Consider the following 18,133-nt stretch of genomic DNA (forward strand, 5'->3'; position numbering starts at 1 on the left):
GCCCGGGGCAGAGGCTCCCGCGCTATGTCATCGCGTGGAGACGCGCCTGTTGGGCATGGACGCCAGTATCGCCGACCACCTTACCGTGTCCCTTTGCAGCAGCCACGAGGTGCTGGCCATCCGCTGCCAACCCGGGGAGATCATCAAGCGAGTGTCCCTCCCGAAAGAGGTGCGCTTTGTGGGACTCAACACCATGGTCAGAAGCAAGGCGGAGAACGATCACTACGCGCGAGCCCAGGTTGCGGCTTGCATGGGCACGAAGATCATTCTTGACCACGCCCGCAAGGCGAAACATCTCCCTCAAGGATTTGACGGCTACCTCTGTAACATACCTGTGGCCGATTTCGCCTCATACCGACGCCTGCTGCCAGCCAAGATCACCGGAAAGCAGTTCCGCGCTACCCACGGCAGACTGCCCGACGCCCGTTTGGCGGTGAGCCCTTCCGACACCTATCGCGTACGCAGTTGCACTGAGCACCTGTTAATGGAGCATCGCCGCGCCGAACAAATGTTGGCCTTGCTCAGCGACACCGGCGCGGAGCTGGATGAGCGGATGGAACGCGTGGGCAGATTGATGTTCGACTCGCACGAGAGCTCGCGCCGTGACTGCAACCTGTCCAGCCGTGAGGCAGACCTGTTAGTGAGTATGGTCAAGGAGCGCGGCCCGCTGCAAGGCCTTTATGGGGCCAGAGCGACCGGGCGGCGTGCCGGTGGCACCGTGGCCGTGGCCGCTGCGGCCAACACCGACGACGTGCTCCAGAACATCCTGGCCCAGTACCACGACGCCACTGGGGTGCAGGGCCGGCTGCACACTGGGTCGGCACCCGGTGCCCTGTTGGGGACTGTCACCACGGCGCAATTCTCATGAGCGTAGCCTGTCTTGAAAGAAGGAACAATGTTCTTAGGCAACTGAGGATGCGGACAGGAGCCAAGGAACTGCCATCGACGCCTGAGGGCCTGCCAAGAGGCACCTTCCCTGCGGGAGATGCGCCACGGGCACACCTGAATTCTTGTCCATCGCCAGGCGCAGCTGACAACCGTGTCTACGACTGTTTTGGAGAGACACATCTACGTGCATAACCCGATCACAGAGCCAAGAAGATGACCTCGCCTTCCTTCTTCAGAATCAGCTTCTTTGCCATCTTCAGCCTGCTCAGCGTCATGCGCCTCTACTACCGTGCGAAGGCGGGAGTGCTGACACAGCGGCCCCCTTTGCGAGCAGAAGGCAATCTTGTGCTGGCCGTTCGCGTCCTCTTTGGCGTGCCTCTTCTCTTGGTGACCCTCTGCTACTGCCTTGATCCGCAGAGGTTATCGTGGATGACCGTACCGCTGCCGACGGCAGCGCGCCTGACAGGGCTGGTGCTGGGCCTCGCGGCTCTGGTGGTGCTCTGGGCGGTGCACCACGCCTTGGGAGCCAACTTCACTACCTCCATCGTCCCCAAGGCGCACCACACCCTGGTGCAAACAGGCCCCTACCGCTGGGTCAGGCATCCGATGTATTCGTCATACCTGCTGCTTTTCATAGCAGCCTTCCTGATCTCAGAGAACCTGGGGATCGGGCTCCTGGGGACGGCGATCATCCTCTCCCTGATGACCCTCCGCCTGCGAAAAGAAGAGGCTTTGCTCATCGAGCGGTTCGGAGAGAACTATCGCCGCTACATGCAGACGACCCGTAAGTTCTTTCCAGCCATAGATCCGCGCTGGTATCTGTGGCGGGCGACTGTTCTCCGCGGCGAAGTGTGCGGGCATGAACCATTCGCCCAGGAAGCACATCTCTTGCCCAATGGTGGCCCGCTGAGTGACGATGTCTGATGCAACACGCACAGTGGTCAGCGGGGCCCCAGGGTTAATGCGAGGAGCCCTTTGTGTAGACTTTGCCCCCGCTTCGTCTGGCCATAAGACAAATGGCCAGCAACATTCGTCTTATCGGGAATTGCGTGAGTTCACTTTGCCGCTAGGATTGAGCTGCAGCTTCCAGTGCGGCAAGCTCTCCCTGGCGTTGGGAGACGTCACCGGAAAGCCCCTTGAGGGCAAGGAGTAAGACGAGGTGTGACGTGGTGAGGAACGGCGACAATCGATCTCCCCTGCGCACCGTCCTCAGCCGACCCAGTGGCCGGACAGTGGTGATCGGTCCAGAAGAGCCGGTGGTGATCATCGGCGAAAAGATCAACCCCACCGGGAAGAAGCAGTTCGCCGAGGAGCTGCGTCGCGGCGACCTGTCCAGCGTGCGCCGGTGGGCACAGGAACAAACCGCTGCCGGGGCCGGGGTGATCGACATCAACGTCGGCACAGACGGGGTCAACGAGGTGGAGCTGTTGCCCGCTGCCGTGCAAGCGGCAATGGAGTGCACGGACCTACCGCTGGCCCTCGACAGCGGCAACGCCAAGGCCATGGAGGCAGCGTTGGCGATCTGCGACGGCAAGGTGATCATCAACTCCACCACGGGCGAGAGGCAGGCTCTGGACACGATCCTCCCTCTGGCCGTGCGGCACGGAGCCGCGGTGATCGGCCTGTGCTACGACGAGGAGGGGATCAGCTCCGACCCCCGCCGTCGACTGCAGGTGGCCGAAACGATCGTCAATAAAGCCGTGGGTTTCGGCATCCCCCTCGCAGACGTGATACTTGACCCCCTTGCTCTGCCTGTGAGCACCGACACGCGAGCCGCTGCAGTGACGCTGGAGACGGCGCGGCTGATTCGGGAACACTTGGGCACCAATCTGACTCTGGGCGTGAGTAACACTTCCTTCGGCCTGCCGGATCGAGCCGCGCTCAACCTCAGTATGCTGGTCATGGCCATTGCCATGGGGGTCAACTGTCCCATTGCCGACCCCACGCGACCTGAGGTCATCAAGGCGGTGCTGGCGTGCGACCTCCTGGCGGGCCGTGACGAAATGGCCGCCCGCTGGCTGCACCATTTTCGCAGCGGCGCTGGGCGTTGAGCGATTGAAAAGAGCCACAGAGCAGCGATTAGGGCGCGGCAGCGGTGGAAAAACACGGCGCTGCCAGGAGAGGCTTGCCGGGCGGACGATTCGGGCAAAGGAAGCAGATCGCCTTCCGGCGAGTGTTTTGGAGAAAGGATCTCAACAACGGCACGAAGAGCAACGGAAACAAAGATACGCTATTTGGACGGGCAGCGCCTGAAGCGGGCGATCGTCGCGGGCTCCCATTTTGTGATTCGCGCACAGCGTGAGCTGGATGCCATCAACGTCTTCCCGGTGGCGGATGCCGACACCGGCACGAACATGGCGACCACGATGTCCTCGGTTGCCGAGGCAGTGGCGCAGTGCGAGGGGCGTTCCATTGCCGATGTGGGCAGAGTGGCTGCCGAATCGGCGCTCAATGGCGCGCGCGGCAACTCCGGGGCGATTCTCGCCCAGTTCTTCGAGGGCTTGCGCCAGGAATTGCGCGGCAAGTGGCGCGTATCCACGCGCGCCTTCGGCAGAGCGGTGTTGCGCGCAGCAGAGCGCGCACGGCAGGCCATTGCCAATCCGCGAGAGGGCACCATCATCACGGTGATGCGCGACTGGGCGGCTCATTTCCACCGCCACGCAGAGCGCAAGACTGACTTTGCCGAACTCCTCCGCGACTCGTTGGGTGAGGCACGGCGCTCCCTGGCCGAGACGCCTCGCAAGTTGGATGTGCTGGCGCGCGCGGGCGTGGTCGACGCGGGCGCGCAAGGTTTTGTGCACCTTCTGGAAGGGATTGTCGACTTTATCGAAACCGGCCGCATTCGAGGCGCGGCGTTGCGACGCCGCATCGCTCACCGTTTCCGCCTGCCGCGCACAGAATCGCCAGACGCGTCAAAGTACCGGTATTGCACAGAATGTCTCCTGTCAGAATCCCGGGCAGGACGCCGCAGCCTGGCGCGGCTGCTCAGCCCGCTGGGGGACTCGCTCATTGTCGCCGGCCGGCGTGCCAAGATGCGCGTCCACCTGCACACCGATGACCCCCAAGCGGCATTGCAACTCCTGGCCAAGTACGGTCAGGTCTCGGCAGTCAAGATTGACGACATGCGCGCGCTCCGCCCTCCCAAGGCGCAGCCAAAGCGCAAAGGCATCGCTTTAGTCACGGACAGTTCCTGCGATTTGCCCGACGACTTCATGCGGGAGCACCGCATTTTCGTGGTGCCGCTCACCGTCCGTTTCGGCGCCCAGTCATACCTGGACAAATTCGAACTCCAGCCGGACGCCTTTTACCAGAAACTGCTCACCTCCGCGGTCCATCCCACCACCTCCCAGCCAGCGCCTGGAGACGTGCTGCGCATCTACCGCCAAGCTTTGGCGAGGCACCAATCCGTGGTGGCGATCCATCTAGCAGGGGCACTGAGCGGCACGCTGCAGGCGGCAAAGATCGCTGCCCAGCAGTGCCCAAAGAGAAGGGTGCACGTAGTGGACGGAAAATGCGCTTCCATCGCCTTGGGCCTGGTGGTTGAGCAGGCAGTGGAGGCTATCCGCCAGGGCCTTGACGTGGATGAGGTGGTGGCACGCGCGCAAAGAGCTGCTGACAACGTGCGCATCTACTTGGCAGTGCCGACCCTGCGCTATTTGATGCGCAGCGGCCGGGTCGGCTGGCTGAAGGGTGGCATCGGCACCCTGCTCGGGGTTAGACCGATCATCAGCCTTAACGAACAGGGCGAGGCGGTGGAGTTGGCAAAGACCTTAGGGATGAAGATGGCTCTTGAGAAGATTGTCAAACTGGCCATCCGCCACGCCCGGAGACTTGCTGCACCCCGCTTTGCCGTGGCGCACTCGCACGCTCCGGAGCTTGGCAACTGGCTGGCGGCCCGCCTCGAGGCGGCCACTGGCCAGCAAGGGATTTGGGTGCTTGATGCCGCCCCGGTGCTCGGCGCGCATGTGGGACCCGGGGCTGCAGCGGTCGCCGTGCTGGGCATGGATCCAGCCTGAGCGGAGCAGCGTGTACGTGGAGGAAAAGCCATCGCTATGCTGAAATTGCTCATCGTGATCGTGCTGAGCTATTTGGCGGGGTCCGTTCCCACCAGCATCATCGCCAGCAAACTGTTTCGCGGCATCGACATCCGCGACTATGGCAGCGGCAACGCCGGTGCCACCAATGTGCTCCGCGTGCTGGGCTGGCGAATTGCCCTCCTGGTGATGGTGGTCGACGTCGGCAAAGGATTTGTCGCGGCGCGATTCATCGCTCCGCTGGCTTTCTCAGCCATTCCTGACCACCCTGCTCTTGTACAGATCCTGGCCGGGACCGCTGCAGTGGTGGGTCACATCTACACCGTTTTCGCCGGCTTCCGCGGCGGCAAAGGGGTCGGCACCGGTGCCGGCGTAATGCTTGCGCTGTATCCTTTGGCCACCCTCATCTGCGCAGCAGTCTTTTTTGCGGTCGCCTTCGCCACTCGCTATGTCTCCTTGGCCTCGCTCACCGCGGTGATCCTCTTGCCCGCGTTGCTCATCCTCTTCAGACAGGTATTCCATTGGCCCGTCGATGCGTACTTGCTGGTGTTCGCGGCCCTGGTCGCGGCGCTCATCGTCTTTGCCCATCGCAGCAACATCCGTAGGCTGATGGCCGGGACCGAAAACCGTTTCGGCAGCAAGCGCCAAGGGACTCAAGAGGCAGCGCACGAATAGGCAGAGCCGCCAATGGCCAGCGAACAGCCGCTGAGGCCAGCGCGCAGGTGAGCCCATCTTCCGGCAACCGGACGCACAGCCGTGCGGACCGCGCGCGATCGGCGCTGCAGTTCGACGCTAACCGGCTGTTGACGTCGTAGGTGGAGACGGAAACCAGACGTGCAGGTGACTTTTCTCGGCACCGGAGCCTCTGTGCCCATGCCCAATCGGGCGCTTCCTGCGGTGACCCTCTGTCACAGCGGAGTGATCACACTCTTCGACTGTGGCGAGGGGACGCAGTTTCAGCTACAGCGCGCGGGCCTCTCGCCCCACAAGATTACCTGCATCTGCATTTCCCACCTGCACGGCGACCACTTCTTTGGGCTGCCTGGGCTCCTGGCCTCGCAGAACCTGATGTCCCGTGCGGCGCCTCTGCAAATCGTCGGGCCGCTGGGCCTGGGCGAGTACCTGCACACAACGCAGCGGCTGACCGGCACCCGACCATCATTTGACCTGCAGGTCACGGAGGTGGCGCCGGAGCATGAGTACGTGGCGCTGCGCCTGTCCAAAGCAACACTCGAAATACGGCCATTGGAGCACACTGCCTTCTGCCTGGGCTTCCGTTTCGTGGAGGACGACCTGCCGGGGAAATTCGACGCAGAGAAGGCGAACCAGCTGGGCATCCCGGAGGGGCCGCAGCGAGCTGCGTTGGTACGGGGCGAGCCAGTCCTCCTCTCCGACGGCAGGCTTGTCCAGCCTGAAGCCGTTGTCGGCCCACCGCGTCGCGGCCGGAGAGTCGCTTACTGTGTCGATACCAGGCCGTGCGCTTCTGCCGCCCTGCTGGCGGAACGTGCTGACCTCCTCATCCACGACGGCACTTTTGCCCAAGACGAAGCCGATCGTGCCCATGAGACCGGCCACTCCACGGCGCGGCAGGCAGCAGAAATTGCGGCGCGCGCCGGTGCACGGCGCCTCATTCTCACCCACATCAGCGCGCGTTACGTGGATGATGTTTCGCCTCTGCTCAATGAGAGTCGGGCTCGGTTTGCAGAAGCAGAGGTCGCCTCAGACCTGATGAGCGTGACCGTGCCACTGCAGGAAGGAGACTGAGAGCATGCTCTCTTCCTCCCACCGGACCTCGCGCCTGATCTGGGCCCTGGTGATCGTCGGCCTGCTGGCGGTCTCTTCGGCCTCCATTCTCATCAAGCTCTGCGCTGCGCCGCCGCTCACCATCGCTGCCTACCGCCTGACCATCGCCGCCTCCGTGTTCGTAGCCGCCACGCTGGTGAAGGGTGGGTCGCCTCTCCGCCCCTTTTCGCCGCCGCAACTGCGCATTGCGGTTTGCTCTGGCGCCTTCCTCTGTCTTCATTTCGCCACCTGGATCACCTCTCTTCGCTACACCTCGGTTGCCAGCTCCGTGGTCTTGGTGCAAACGGCTCCGATATTCGTCGCCTTGGGTTCCCGCTTCATTCTCCGCGAGAGCGTGCAGCCACTCTTGTGGTTAGGTATCGGCCTTGCCATGGCGGGGGGCGTTGTCATCGCCAGCCAGGATTGGGGTTCAGGGGTGGATACGCTGCAAGGTGACCTTCTGGCCTTAGCTGGAGCAGTAGGGGCAGCAGGCTACTGGGTGGCCGGGAGGCGGTTGCGGGCGACGATTGGCATCTTGCACTACGCCGCGGTCGTGTACAGCACGGCGGCTATCCTGCTCACGGCGCTCGCCCTGTTCAGCGGCGCGCGACTTGGGCCATATCCCGCCAACACCTTGCTCCTGCTTCTGCTGATCGGCTTGGTGCCCCAGGTGATTGGTCACACCAGCTTCAACTACGGTCTGCGCTTCTTGCCGGCTTCGGTGGTCTCAGTGCTGGTCCTCGGCGAACCGGTGGGGGCCACGGTATTGGCCAACTTCATCCTTGGCGAGTCGGTTTCCGCCACAAAGGCACTTGGCGGTATAGTGATTTTGGCAGGAGTGTATCTCACAGCGCGCGCCGGAACGGCAAGGACGGCAGCAGCGCCCGACACGGGAGAAAGCGGTTGAAATTCTGCTCGTCGGGTGGTATATTTGTGCGGCGAGCAAGCTTAGAAGACATCACTGTCCGGCAGGTGATCATGCACAGCAGTTTTCGGGTGATTGTCAGTGGGGACGAGGTCAGCCTCCCTTTCGCTGAGGCGCAGCAACTGTTGGGGCACGAAGTTGACTTCTTGGTAGCAGGTTCACACGCTGAGCTGCTGCGCAGGCTCGACGGGGACGGCCCATGTCTCCTCATCGCGCACCCGCAGGCAGTGGCCGCACCAGACGTGACTGCGGCGGTGCGCAAAGGGTGGCAGGGGGAACAGTTGCTTGTAGCGATCCTGGGAGATGGCGTGCCGGCCAACCTCGAGCCGAACCTTGTCTACGATGTGCTGGAGCCAAGCGCTTCGTCGCTGCGCCTGGTGCGGTTGGTGCAAAACGCCCAGTCCTACCTTCGACTGCGCCGCGAGCTCCGCACCCTTGCCTCCCAGTTGGAAGAACAGGCGCAAGACCTGCACGAGCTCAACCAGATAGGCATTGCTCTCTCCTCGGAACGCGACTTGGACGTGCTTCTGGAAATGATCCTGCGCAAGAGCCGGGAGATCACCTGTGCGGACGCAGGCAGTCTTTACCTCGTGGAGGAGATCCCTGGCGCGCCCGTGGATGAGCGCAACCCCTTCGCCAACAAGCAGCTCCGCTTCAAGCTCTCCCATAACGACTCGTTGCAGATCAGCTACAACGAGTTTGTCATGCCCATCGAGAAGCGGAGCATCGCCGGCTATGTGGCACTCACCGGGGAGCCGCTGAACATCGAGGATGCCTATGCCTTGCCCGAGGATGCCGAGTTCAGCCACAACCGCAGCTTCGACCTGAGCACCGGCTACCGCACCAAGTCCATCCTCGGCATCCCCATGCGCACGCACAAGGGGGAAATCATCGGTGTGCTGCAGCTTATTAATCGCAAGCGACGCTGGGAAGCTAAGCTGACCAGCCCAGAGTCCATCGAGCAAGAGATACTGCCCTTCGACGACAAGTGCGTGCACTTGGCCTCGTCCTTAGCCAGCCAGGCAGCAGTAGCTATCGAGAACACACGCCTGTACCAAGAAATCAAGGAGCTCTTCGAAGGCTTCGTGCGCGCCTCTGTGCTGGCCATCGAACAGCGAGATCCCACCACCTACGGCCACTCGGAGCGGGTAGCCACCCTGTCGGTGGGCATCGCCGAGGTGGTTGACCGCGTACAGACTGGGCCATACCGCACCGTGCACTTTACCCGCGACCAGATCCAGCAGATCAAATACGCAGGCTTGCTCCATGACTTTGGCAAGATCGGTGTGCGCGAGCACGTGCTGGTCAAGGCGAAAAAGCTCTACCCGGCACAGCTGGAAATCATCAAAGGGAGGTTTCGCTACCTCAAGCGGGCTTTGCAGCAACGCTACACGGCCGAGAAGGTGAACTACTTTCTGACCACCTCGCGCGAAGAAGCCCTGCGAGCGTGCGCATACCTTGACGAAGAGTTCGCACGCCGGCTGCGCGAGCTGGACGATTACTTGGAGTTCATCATCCGGGCCAACGAACCGACTGTGCTGCAGCAAGGGGGTCTGGACAAGCTCCTCGAGATAGCGCAGCTCTGGTACGAAGATGATGGCGAGCGCATTCGCTACCTGGACGAGGAGGAGGTCAAGCTGCTCTCTATCACCAAGGGGAGCCTGAGCGACGAAGAGCGCGCCGAAATCGAGTCCCACGTCACTCACACCTACAATTTCTTGAGCAAGATCCCCTGGACGTCAGAGCTGAAGCCGGTGCCCGAGATCGCTTACGCGCACCATGAGAAGTTGGACGGCAGCGGCTACCCACGGCGCCTTTCCGCCCCAGACATTCCCCTGCAGTCCAGGATGATGGCCATCGCCGACATCTACGACGCTCTTACGGCGTGGGATCGCCCCTACAAGAAGGCCGTGCCGCCCGAAAAGGCTCTGGATATCCTCACCGCCGAGGTGCGCGCCGGTCTCCTCGATGCAGAGCTCTTCCGCCTGTTCGTCGAGGCGGAGGTCTATCGTCAGGTGGCAAGGCCGCAGTCGACGCCCTGAGAAGCGGTCGCACCGGCCCGGGGAGCGCAGCGCCTCAACACAAGGAGAAATGTGGTGCACCGATGGCTATTGCTGGCGCTAGCCGCCCTTGGCTCGACGTGGCCGGGGCAGCTCTTCTGTGCCGGGGAAAAACCGAGTGGACTTCCTGACCTCGACGTCACTTTCATCAGTCGCACCCCCCGCTATTCGCGGCTGGTAGTCTCCTACCACCAGCGCGCGGACGGTTTAGTTGGGGACGTTCGGCCCTACCTGACCGCTGAGGAGCAGGCGAAGAAACGCTGGCCAGCTCCAGGCGACACCGTCACCTTTGCCGCTCACGTGCGCAATCATGGCGACTCCCCAGTCCCCGGTTTTGCCTGCCTATGGGCGATCGACGGGCAGGTCGTGGCAGCCTCGCAAGGAGGGCTTCTCCTTCCTGAGCAGGAAGCGGTGTTCAAGCTTGTCTGGCGCTGGCAAGATGGCCCTCACACCGTGTCCTTCCAGGTTGACCCGCAAGATGTGATCCCCGAAATCAGCCAGCGCAACAACCAGCTGACCGATCGCACAGACGCGCTCACTTTCCATTTCCATGTGGAGCGCTCCCTGTACGAGTACTTTCGGAGCGTCAAAAATTCATGGGGCACCTACTCGTGGGAGGACTGGGCGCAAAGCCAGGTGGCGCTGATGAACGACCTGTTTCGCGCCGCAGTCTATCCCACTACGCCCCAAGGCGTGGTGGAGCGCGTGCGCCTGGACATGATTACCATCCACCCGGATGGAGAGTTGGACCCGGAGGGCACGCATGCCCCAGAGGACTTGGAATGGGACGGACGTTGGGGCTTCAAGGCGACTTACCTGACCGATCAATTCTACGAGAAGAATCCTTGGGCGATTGCCCACGAATGGTCGCTGATCCACGAGCTCGGGCATCAGCTCGGGCGCATCGACCTCTATTGCCTGGACGTCACCGCCGCACAGAACCTGGTCAACCGTGAGGCCTATCGGTCAAAATATCGGCTTTGTCTCATGCACACGGGCATCTACTTGCCCCAGGATGAGGTGCATTTCTTCTGCGAGCACACCGCCGCCTCCCTGAATCGCGACAAAGGGGTGCGCCGCGGCCACTTCGGCGAGTATCTGCTCGATCTACCGGCAGACAATGAGCTTCTGGTGCTGGATGCTGATTACCGCCCCTTGCCCAATGCGCTGGTGAGCGTATTTCGGGCCGAACCATTGGGCTATACGGAAAAGCGCATCGGGCCAAAACCCGCCCTCGCCGGCCGCACAGACCGGCTGGGCATCTTTCCCTTGGGGGCAAATCCGTTTGGCGAAATCAACAACTGGGGGACGAACGGCGTGCTGTTAGTGAAGGTCGAAAAGGGGAAGCAGGCCTGCTATCGCTGGCTGGAGATCTGCGACTTTAACCTGGAGTACTGGCGTGGCAACCACGAGAAGGCAACGTACGCCATCTTCACTGACTTGCGATAAACCAGGCCCGCAGCGGCCCGCCCGGACCGGGAAGATGCGCCAGGCAAGGGGCTCGTGGATAGCGCCCCTTGCCCTTTTCCTGCTGGCCTCCCACGCCTGGGCCCAGGAGCTCAGCATTCTAAAGCGGGCCATCGCCGAGCACGGCGCGCAATGGACCGCGGCGAGCAATTGGGTGAGCGAGCTCTCCTTCGCAGAGCAGCAGGCGCTGTGTGGGACTTTTCTCGCGCCGCCCGATCCAACCAGCGCCACCCTCCTTGTCTTACAGCGCCCGGGGCAGCTCCCGCCGGTATTCGACTGGCGCGACAACAACGGCAACTGGGTCAGCGGCGTGCGCGACCAGGGCGCCTGTGGCAGCTGCTGGGACTTTTCGGCGGTTGCGCAAATCGAGTCCTGGTGGATGATCCATACCCAGACGGCCACGCCGCCCCTGGACCTCTCCGAGCAGTTCGTCCTCTCCTGCGCCGGGATTGGCTCCTGCTCCGGCGGGGACATCGGCGGAGTGCTGGAGTTCGCCCGCACCTCTGGCATCCCGCCCGAAAAGTGCATGCCTTACAAAGCAGACGATAAAGTTCCCTGTGCCGAGGCGTGCAAAGACTGGCGCGCCCAGGCAGTGAAGATCCCCGGCTGGGGATACATCACCTTTGAGGAAGCTCTCACCGCAAACATCAAGGCGGCGGTCTACCGGCATCCCGTCTCAGCCCATTTCACCGTCTACGAGGACTTTACCGCGTACGCAGGCGGCGTGTACGAGCACGTGTCGGGCAAAGAGCTCGGCGGTCACGGCATCTTGATTGTCGGGTGGAACGACTACGAGCAGAGCTGGATTTGCAAGAACAGCTGGGGCCCATCTTGGGGGGACAAGGGGTACTTCCGCATCAAGTGGGGCAATTGCGGCATGGGCCGTTACATGCCTTTCATCTGGGATGCGCTCACTGGAGGCGCTTTGGCCGTCACACCTGCCCGGCTGGAAATATCACTCTCCCCGGGGGATTCAGCGACAGCTACCGTCACGCTGCGCAACGTGGGCGCCATCCCCCTCGAGTACTCCGCCATCGACTATCAGTTGCCAGTCATGTTCCATCCCAGCCCGTTCATGGCGTACGACTCGTCGAGCTGGTGGTGCGGCGACCCGGCTATCAAGGGGTACGAGAATCACTGGCTGCAGTATCTGGAGACGCCGCCGCTGAATTTGTCCCGCACCTCGGCGCCCCGCCTGCGCTGGATGGGGATGTGGGCAGTGGAGGACCCCGGCGGTGCTGAAGCCCCGTGGGACGGCTGGGATGGATGCAACGTGTGGGTTTCCACCGACAACGGCCGTACCTTCCGCGTGGCCGAGCCTGTCTCGCCTCCCTATGACCGCCGCAGCCTGTGGAGCTTCGGCAATGCTGAACAGGGCTGGAACATGGGCGTGGGCATCCCAGGTTGGACCGGCAAGAGCGGCGGCTGGCGGCCAGTGGAATTCGACCTTGCGGCCTACAAGGGGGACAGCGTGGTGATCCGCTTCGCCTTTGCCTCCGACATGGGCCTCTGCACGCTGGACGACTCGACGCTGGTGGGCTTTTTCGTAGACGAAATCGTGGTAAGCGACGGGCAGCGCACCCTGTTCGTCGACCACGGCGAGGACATAGGGACGATGCGGCGCGTCGGCTTCGGCGTGCGGAGCGCCGCGTGGCTGAGCCTTGTCCGTCCGGCAGGCGTCATTGCACCCGGCAGCTCGGTCGACTTGGGCGTGAGAGTGTCCGCAGCGACCCTTGCCCTGGGCGACTACCCCGGTCTTCTCACCATCACCACCAACGACACGACTATGCCCGTTGCCGAGGTGCCTTTGTCCCTCACCGTGCGCCCCCGGCCAGAGCCGGTCATCGTCGAAGACTGGCACCTGGCCCAGAACTACCCCAATCCCTTCAATGCCACAACCACCATCGAGTACAGCGTCCCGGAAGCTGGGGAGGTGAGCCTCACTCTCATAAATGCTACGGGCCAGGTGGTGCGCACCATGGCACGCGGATGGCACGACGTGGGGCACTACCGCGTCGTCTGGGATGCACGCGATGACTGGGGCAGGTCGTTAGGGAGCGGCGTCTACCTCTATCGGCTGCAACTGGGCCAGCGGCAGGTGCGCTGTCGCAAATTGGTGCTCCTCCGGTAACGAGGGGCAGAACCACTCCCCGCAGCGCTCTCGCCCCTTCGGAACACTCCCCGGTTCGCACCAAACTCAATAGCCGAACACACCAGCTCTGCCACCGCGCGCCTCTAACTTGAGGTCATGGAGCTGCGGCGCCTTCACCTGGATGCGCAAGTAGAAGCGCTTGGCAATCCCTGAGGGTACCCAATCGAACATGGCCTCCCAGCAATGCAGGTCGCGGTAGAAGACCCAGCGATGGCTGGCCACCTGCTTCTCCTTCAGGTCAAAATGCGCGCTGTACTCGGCGCGCCAGTTCTTGGTGAGCTGGATCTGCAGTCCGCGCACGTCCAGATAGTAGCGCTCTCTTGGGTGGGCAGGATCGCTGCGCCGCTCCTTGTCGTAGCCAAACGATAGACTCACCGACCACGGGATATCAAGCCCCTGGAAGGTGCTCAACTCTTCGAAGCGGTCGCCACGCCTGCGCAACTCCTCGTCGAACACACCCCTGGGTGTGACTTCCTCTTGACCTCCCTCAGGGATGACAACTGGCTGGGGCGGAGCAGCCTTCCTCCTGCCCCTTCCCTCCAGCCGCAGCGACGCATTGAAGCGTATCCCGGTCAGCCAGGCAACTTTGCCGCGCAGCAGCCCTCCTGCGTCAAACAAGTAGTCGTTCACTGTCCTGCGCAGCGCATAGTCGTAGCGGTAGAAGCTGTGCGTGGCACTGGCCGAAATGCTCAAGTTGCGCAGAGGGTTGGCGGTGAGCGTGCTGTACAAGTCGGAGAGCTTGTACTCCTTCGCTTTGAAGTTGAAGCCAGTGCTCAAATCGACGGTGAACAGGTCAAACTTGCGCTCCTTTTCGCCCTCCCCAGTCTTCATCTGGAAAACGTTATTGACACGAAGGGAAAGGCGCTGCTGCCCACCCATCGGGGTACCGCCAAAGCGGTCGCGCTTGTACACACGACCGCTCGTGTCCACCACCGCTTCGTAGTACCCCCACTTCGCCTGGGAAAAGTCCGGCTGGTAGGAAAAAGAGAGCGTTGGAGTCACTACGTGCCGCACCGCTTTGACTCCGAGCACGTTTGGCGCAAACAGACCATAGAGTTTCGTGTGCGCGGAGAGGCCATAGCTGAACAGGTGCCGGGCAGCAAACCCGTGCACCTCCCGCGAGCCGATGACATTTGTGGAATCCACGAGGAAGTAGTCCATCGTGCGGTCGAACCAGTCCTCGTTAATGCTCAGGGACTGACTGAGTCCCAGCCAGCCGAAAAGCTTGCGGGGGTTGTTCATGGACAGGCCCACCTGGTGCGCCAGGCGTCTGGTCGTCGTCTTCTGCTCCCCCTGCTCAGACTTGCGCGTCACTGTCGTATTCAGAAGGTTCGATGAGTAAGAGTAGTAGATGGCCTGATACCAGCGCAGCTCCTCGGTCGGTGGGCGAGTTGCCCCCCGTCGTTCTCGCCGAGTGGAAGCAGGCGGGAAGAACTGGCCTTGCGCCACGTAGAGACTCGCTTGCGGCAAGCTCAGCGTCGTCTCGTCGGTCTGCAGGTCGCGGACATGGGAGGCATTGACCGTGAGGCCGACCTTGCCGTTCTTCCAGGTCTTGCTGAGCGTGGCATTGGAGCGCAGCTGGCGCGTGAGACGCGTATCGAGGTTGGTGCTCATGTCGCGGTAGAACGAGCCATCGCTCACAAAGAAGCCCGCTGCAGAAATCCGCAGAGTCGGATCAAACTCGTGAGAATGGTGCACCTGCAGGTCCCAACGCCGCTGGCGCACACCATAGGTAAAATTCTTGCGGGTAATGGAGCCGTTCACTGAGCCGCGCATCACGTAGCGCAGGGCATAGTTGACGCCCGCCTGGAAGAAGAAGCCGCTTCGTTCGAAATAGTCCACCGTCCCCTGGGCGTCGAAGTAATCGTTTGGCGCCCAGTAGTAGCCAAAGCCGCGCAGGTAGTTCCCCTCACGTGCGCTGTATCCGTAGCGCGGCATGAGAAAGCCCGACTGCCGCCCTCGACGATGGGGAAAGACCGCAAAGGGGAAGCCGAGCACCGGAATGCTGCCCACGTACATCACCAGGCCCTGGGCCACCACCTTGTCGTCCGGTATCATCTTCATGCGGCGGCAGTAGAAGTGGTAGTGAGGGTCTTGCTCCAAATCGCAGGTAGTAAACTCACCGTGGGAGACGTTGTAGACACTCCCTCCTACCCTCTTGATCTGCCGGCCGGCGTAGAAGCCACCCTCAAACTCTGTGCGCCCGCGCACGACGATCCCCTTGTCCGTGACAGTGTTGTACACCATCTTCTCCCCGGTCATCGTCTCGCCGTCGCTCACCAGGGTAGGCAACCCTCGCCAGCGCACCACCCGGACCGAATCGCCCGGATTCTCGGAAGGCACAAGCACCGTATCCGCCGCCCCCTCGGCAGTGAGCAGGTTCTTGTCCCAGTCAACGGTAATCCTCTCCGCGCGCAGGGTCATGTTCCGGTACCTGACCACCGCGTCGCCCACGAGGTAAGTGATCCTTTCCTCGACAAGGTTATCGACGACGAGCGCCTCGTAGTGGATGGTCGTGTCAAGGTCGGCACGGGCACGGGGGGCCACAGTGGTGTCCTGCTGCGAGGAGGGGCAGCACGGAAAAGCAAACAGCCCATGCGCACACAGGGTGCACAAACTCAGCGCGATGACCCAGCGGACCAGCGATGGACCCTGATTGGGAACAGGCGAGACCATCGGCAGTTACTCGCTCCTGGGCCGCCGAGCGCGTTGCGGCCACAGCTGTTCCAGCCGCTCCCTAATGCGCTTCTCCACGCCGTTATCGGTGGGCCTGTAGTAGACGCGTGGCCCGAGCTCTTTGGGGAAGTAGTCCTGTTCCACGAAGCCCCCGTGGTCGTGAGGGTATCGGTAGCCAGCTGCATAGCCAAACTGCCGCATCAATTGGGTTGGCGCATTGCGCAGGTGCAAGGGGACGGAGCCCGGCTGTTCCTGGCGCACCTCAGCGGTGGCCGCCTCAATGGCCAGGTAAGAGGCATTGCTCTTGGGGGCCGATGCCAAATAGGTAGTGGCCTGGGCAAGAACGATGCGGGCCTCGGGCATGCCGACGGCGTCCACTGCCTGAAACGCTGCCGTCGCAACCATCAAGGCATGGGGATCGGCATTACCAATGTCTTCGGAAGCCAAGATAATCAGCCGGCGGGCGATGAACAGCGGGTCTTCTCCCCCTTCCAGCATGCGCGCCAGCCAGTAGAGCGCCGCATCGGGATCCGAGCCCCGCACACTTTTGATAAAGGCCGAGATGGTGTCGTAGTGATAGTCGCCCTTCTTGTCGTAAAGGAGCGTGCGCCGCTGCATCGCCTCCTCGATCAGCGCACGAGTAATGGTGACTTCCTTCCCTGGCGGAGCAAGCCGCACCGCCAGTTCCAAGGCGTTGAGGGCCACGCGCGCATCGCCCGCGGAAAGCTTTAGCAGGAGCTCCCGAGCCCCCTCGGCGAAAATGATCCGCAGCTTGGCAAGTTCGTCGTCCCGCTCTAGAGCTCCCTCGATGACCTGCGCCAGCTCCTCTTCGCTGAGCGGCTCCATCTTGTAGACCCGACAACGGGAAAGAAGGGGCGAGATAACCTCAAAGCTGGGGTTCTCTGTGGTTGCCCCGATGAGCAAAATGGTGCCGTCCTCGACGGCGTGCAACAGGGCATCTTGCTGCGCCTTGTTAAACCGGTGGATTTCGTCGATGAAAAGGATGGTCCGCCTGCCACTCTTTCGCCGCGCCTGGCGGGCCTTGTCGATGACCGCGCGCACCTCCCCGACCCCGGAGGCCACGGCGCTCAGTGAGTAGAAGGTACAGTGCGTCTCATGGGCAATGATCCGCGCCAGGGTGGTCTTGCCCACCCCGGGAGGACCCCAGAAGATCATGGACATGAGCTCATCGCGCTCGATTGCCCGGCGAAGCACCTTACCCTCGCCCACAAGGTGAGATTGGCCCACAAACTCCCGGAGCGTCCGCGGCCTGACGCGATCCGCAAGGGGCGCACCAGGCTGGACCGCTTCTGCCTCGGGCTCGAGTTGGAAAAGGCTCATGACGAAGACCTCTGGATCCTTTTTTCCCCTCCGCACTTCTTGCCAATGGAATTTAGCCAAAACCCAGTTGATAATCAAGCATGAAAAAAGGGCACTCGCAACACGCCAGCGCCCTCCTCAACTGCCGCACCAGGAGCCACCATTCGGCCACCTGCGCTCGCTGCGTTAACGCGAAGGCCGTTTGCCTCCACCAGAACTCCGGCCGACGTGCCCTCCTGTCCAGCTCACAATGAGGCCTATGAGGATGGACAGGAAGATGTAGCAGATCACCGTCTGGGACATGACCAGCACTTTCGCGCCCGCAGTCAGTGGCACAATGTCGCCATAGCCGACCGTAGTCGCCGTGATCACGCTCAAGTAGAGAAAGTCCAGCAGCGGGTCAATGCTGCTCTCCATCTTGAAAAGACGATGCGGTACGTGCGGGTCGAGGATGGTGTAGAGGAGGGTGTAGCTGAGCACCGTCGTCACATACAAGAAGACGAACTGCACCAAGGTGCTCTCCCGGGAAACCATCTCCCGCCGCCACACGGCGCGCAGACTGAGGGCGAACTCGTACACGTTGAGCGCCACCGCCACTGCCAGCAGCGTGAGGATGATCCAGTAGAGATCGCGATGGCAGATAATGTAATACTCAACTGCCCCTGCGACAAAAAGAAGCGGCAGGCCGAGGAGCGCCCGCATGATGCGCTCGCGGCCGCCACGGACGAGTGCGTGCATTAAGATGGCGCCTCCAACCGTGGCCGTCACCACGGCGCCTGCCTTCACGTAGCTGCCACCGGTCTTTCCGATGTGGGCGAAAGCCCCAAGC

The 18,133-nt window shown here is 62.2% G+C and carries 13 protein-coding genes; 10 read left to right on the forward strand and 3 right to left on the reverse strand.

All coding sequences use genetic code 11. The features are described from left to right. Positions 1 to 55: 55 nt before the first annotated feature. The 10 genes from H5U38_08300 to H5U38_08345 all read left to right on the forward strand — a co-directional run bounded on the left by H5U38_08300 (position 56) and on the right by H5U38_08345 (position 13,287). Positions 56 to 868 carry a hypothetical protein gene (locus H5U38_08300; GenBank protein ID MBC7187019.1) on the forward strand — a complete coding sequence of 271 codons (813 nt, stop codon included), beginning with the start codon at positions 56 to 58 and terminating at the stop codon, positions 866 to 868. A 233-nt stretch (positions 869 to 1,101) separates the two neighbouring features. Next, positions 1,102 to 1,812, forward strand: coding sequence for an isoprenylcysteine carboxylmethyltransferase family protein (locus H5U38_08305; protein ID MBC7187020.1), 711 nt, complete (start codon positions 1,102 to 1,104; stop codon positions 1,810 to 1,812). Between the two features lie 242 nt (positions 1,813 to 2,054). Then, positions 2,055 to 2,939, forward strand: coding sequence for a dihydropteroate synthase (locus H5U38_08310; protein MBC7187021.1), 885 nt, complete (start codon positions 2,055 to 2,057; stop codon positions 2,937 to 2,939). A gap of 183 nt (positions 2,940 to 3,122) precedes the next feature. Beyond that, complete coding sequence (locus H5U38_08315) at positions 3,123 to 4,904, forward strand: DegV family EDD domain-containing protein (protein MBC7187022.1); 1,782 nt, start codon at positions 3,123 to 3,125, stop codon at positions 4,902 to 4,904. Positions 4,905 to 4,940: 36 nt separating this feature from the next. Beyond that, positions 4,941 to 5,597, forward strand: a complete 657-nt coding sequence (plsY, locus tag H5U38_08320) for a glycerol-3-phosphate 1-O-acyltransferase PlsY (GenBank protein MBC7187023.1) — start codon at positions 4,941 to 4,943, stop codon at positions 5,595 to 5,597. Positions 5,598 to 5,756: 159 nt separating this feature from the next. Continuing rightward, entirely contained in the window at positions 5,757 to 6,686 is a 930-nt protein-coding gene (gene rnz / locus H5U38_08325; GenBank protein MBC7187024.1) for a ribonuclease Z, read from the forward strand. 4 nt (positions 6,687 to 6,690) lie between these two features. Then, a complete protein-coding gene (locus H5U38_08330) occupies positions 6,691 to 7,611 on the forward strand; it encodes a DMT family transporter (GenBank protein ID MBC7187025.1) in 921 nt (306 codons plus the stop codon). A gap of 26 nt (positions 7,612 to 7,637) precedes the next feature. Further along, the gene (locus H5U38_08335) at positions 7,638 to 9,671 is read left to right on the forward strand and encodes a GAF domain-containing protein (protein MBC7187026.1); all 2,034 of its coding nucleotides are present in this window, start codon (positions 7,638 to 7,640) and stop codon (positions 9,669 to 9,671) included. Between the two features lie 54 nt (positions 9,672 to 9,725). Beyond that, positions 9,726 to 11,138: a hypothetical protein gene (locus tag H5U38_08340; GenBank protein MBC7187027.1), complete on the forward strand. Its 1,413-nt coding sequence runs from the start codon at positions 9,726 to 9,728 to the stop codon at positions 11,136 to 11,138. A 34-nt stretch (positions 11,139 to 11,172) separates the two neighbouring features. Next, positions 11,173 to 13,287, forward strand: a complete 2,115-nt coding sequence (locus tag H5U38_08345) for a T9SS type A sorting domain-containing protein (GenBank protein MBC7187028.1) — start codon at positions 11,173 to 11,175, stop codon at positions 13,285 to 13,287. 66 nt (positions 13,288 to 13,353) lie between these two features. Here H5U38_08345 and H5U38_08350 read toward each other — a convergent pair whose 3' ends face one another. From H5U38_08350 to H5U38_08360, 3 genes are all read right to left on the reverse strand, one after another. Continuing rightward, positions 13,354 to 15,855, reverse strand: coding sequence for an LPS-assembly protein LptD (locus tag H5U38_08350; protein MBC7187029.1), 2,502 nt, complete (start codon positions 15,853 to 15,855; stop codon positions 13,354 to 13,356). A 135-nt stretch (positions 15,856 to 15,990) separates the two neighbouring features. Continuing rightward, positions 15,991 to 17,325: a replication-associated recombination protein A gene (locus H5U38_08355; GenBank protein MBC7187030.1), complete on the reverse strand. Its 1,335-nt coding sequence runs from the start codon at positions 17,323 to 17,325 to the stop codon at positions 15,991 to 15,993. 165 nt (positions 17,326 to 17,490) lie between these two features. Next, entirely contained in the window at positions 17,491 to 18,042 is a 552-nt protein-coding gene (locus H5U38_08360) for a two pore domain potassium channel family protein (GenBank protein MBC7187031.1), read from the reverse strand. Positions 18,043 to 18,133 lie beyond the last annotated feature (91 nt).

The sequence above is a fragment of the Calditrichota bacterium genome (assembly GCA_014359355.1).
Classification (GTDB): domain Bacteria; phylum Zhuqueibacterota; class Zhuqueibacteria; order JANLFK01; family Oleimicrobiaceae; genus Oleimicrobium.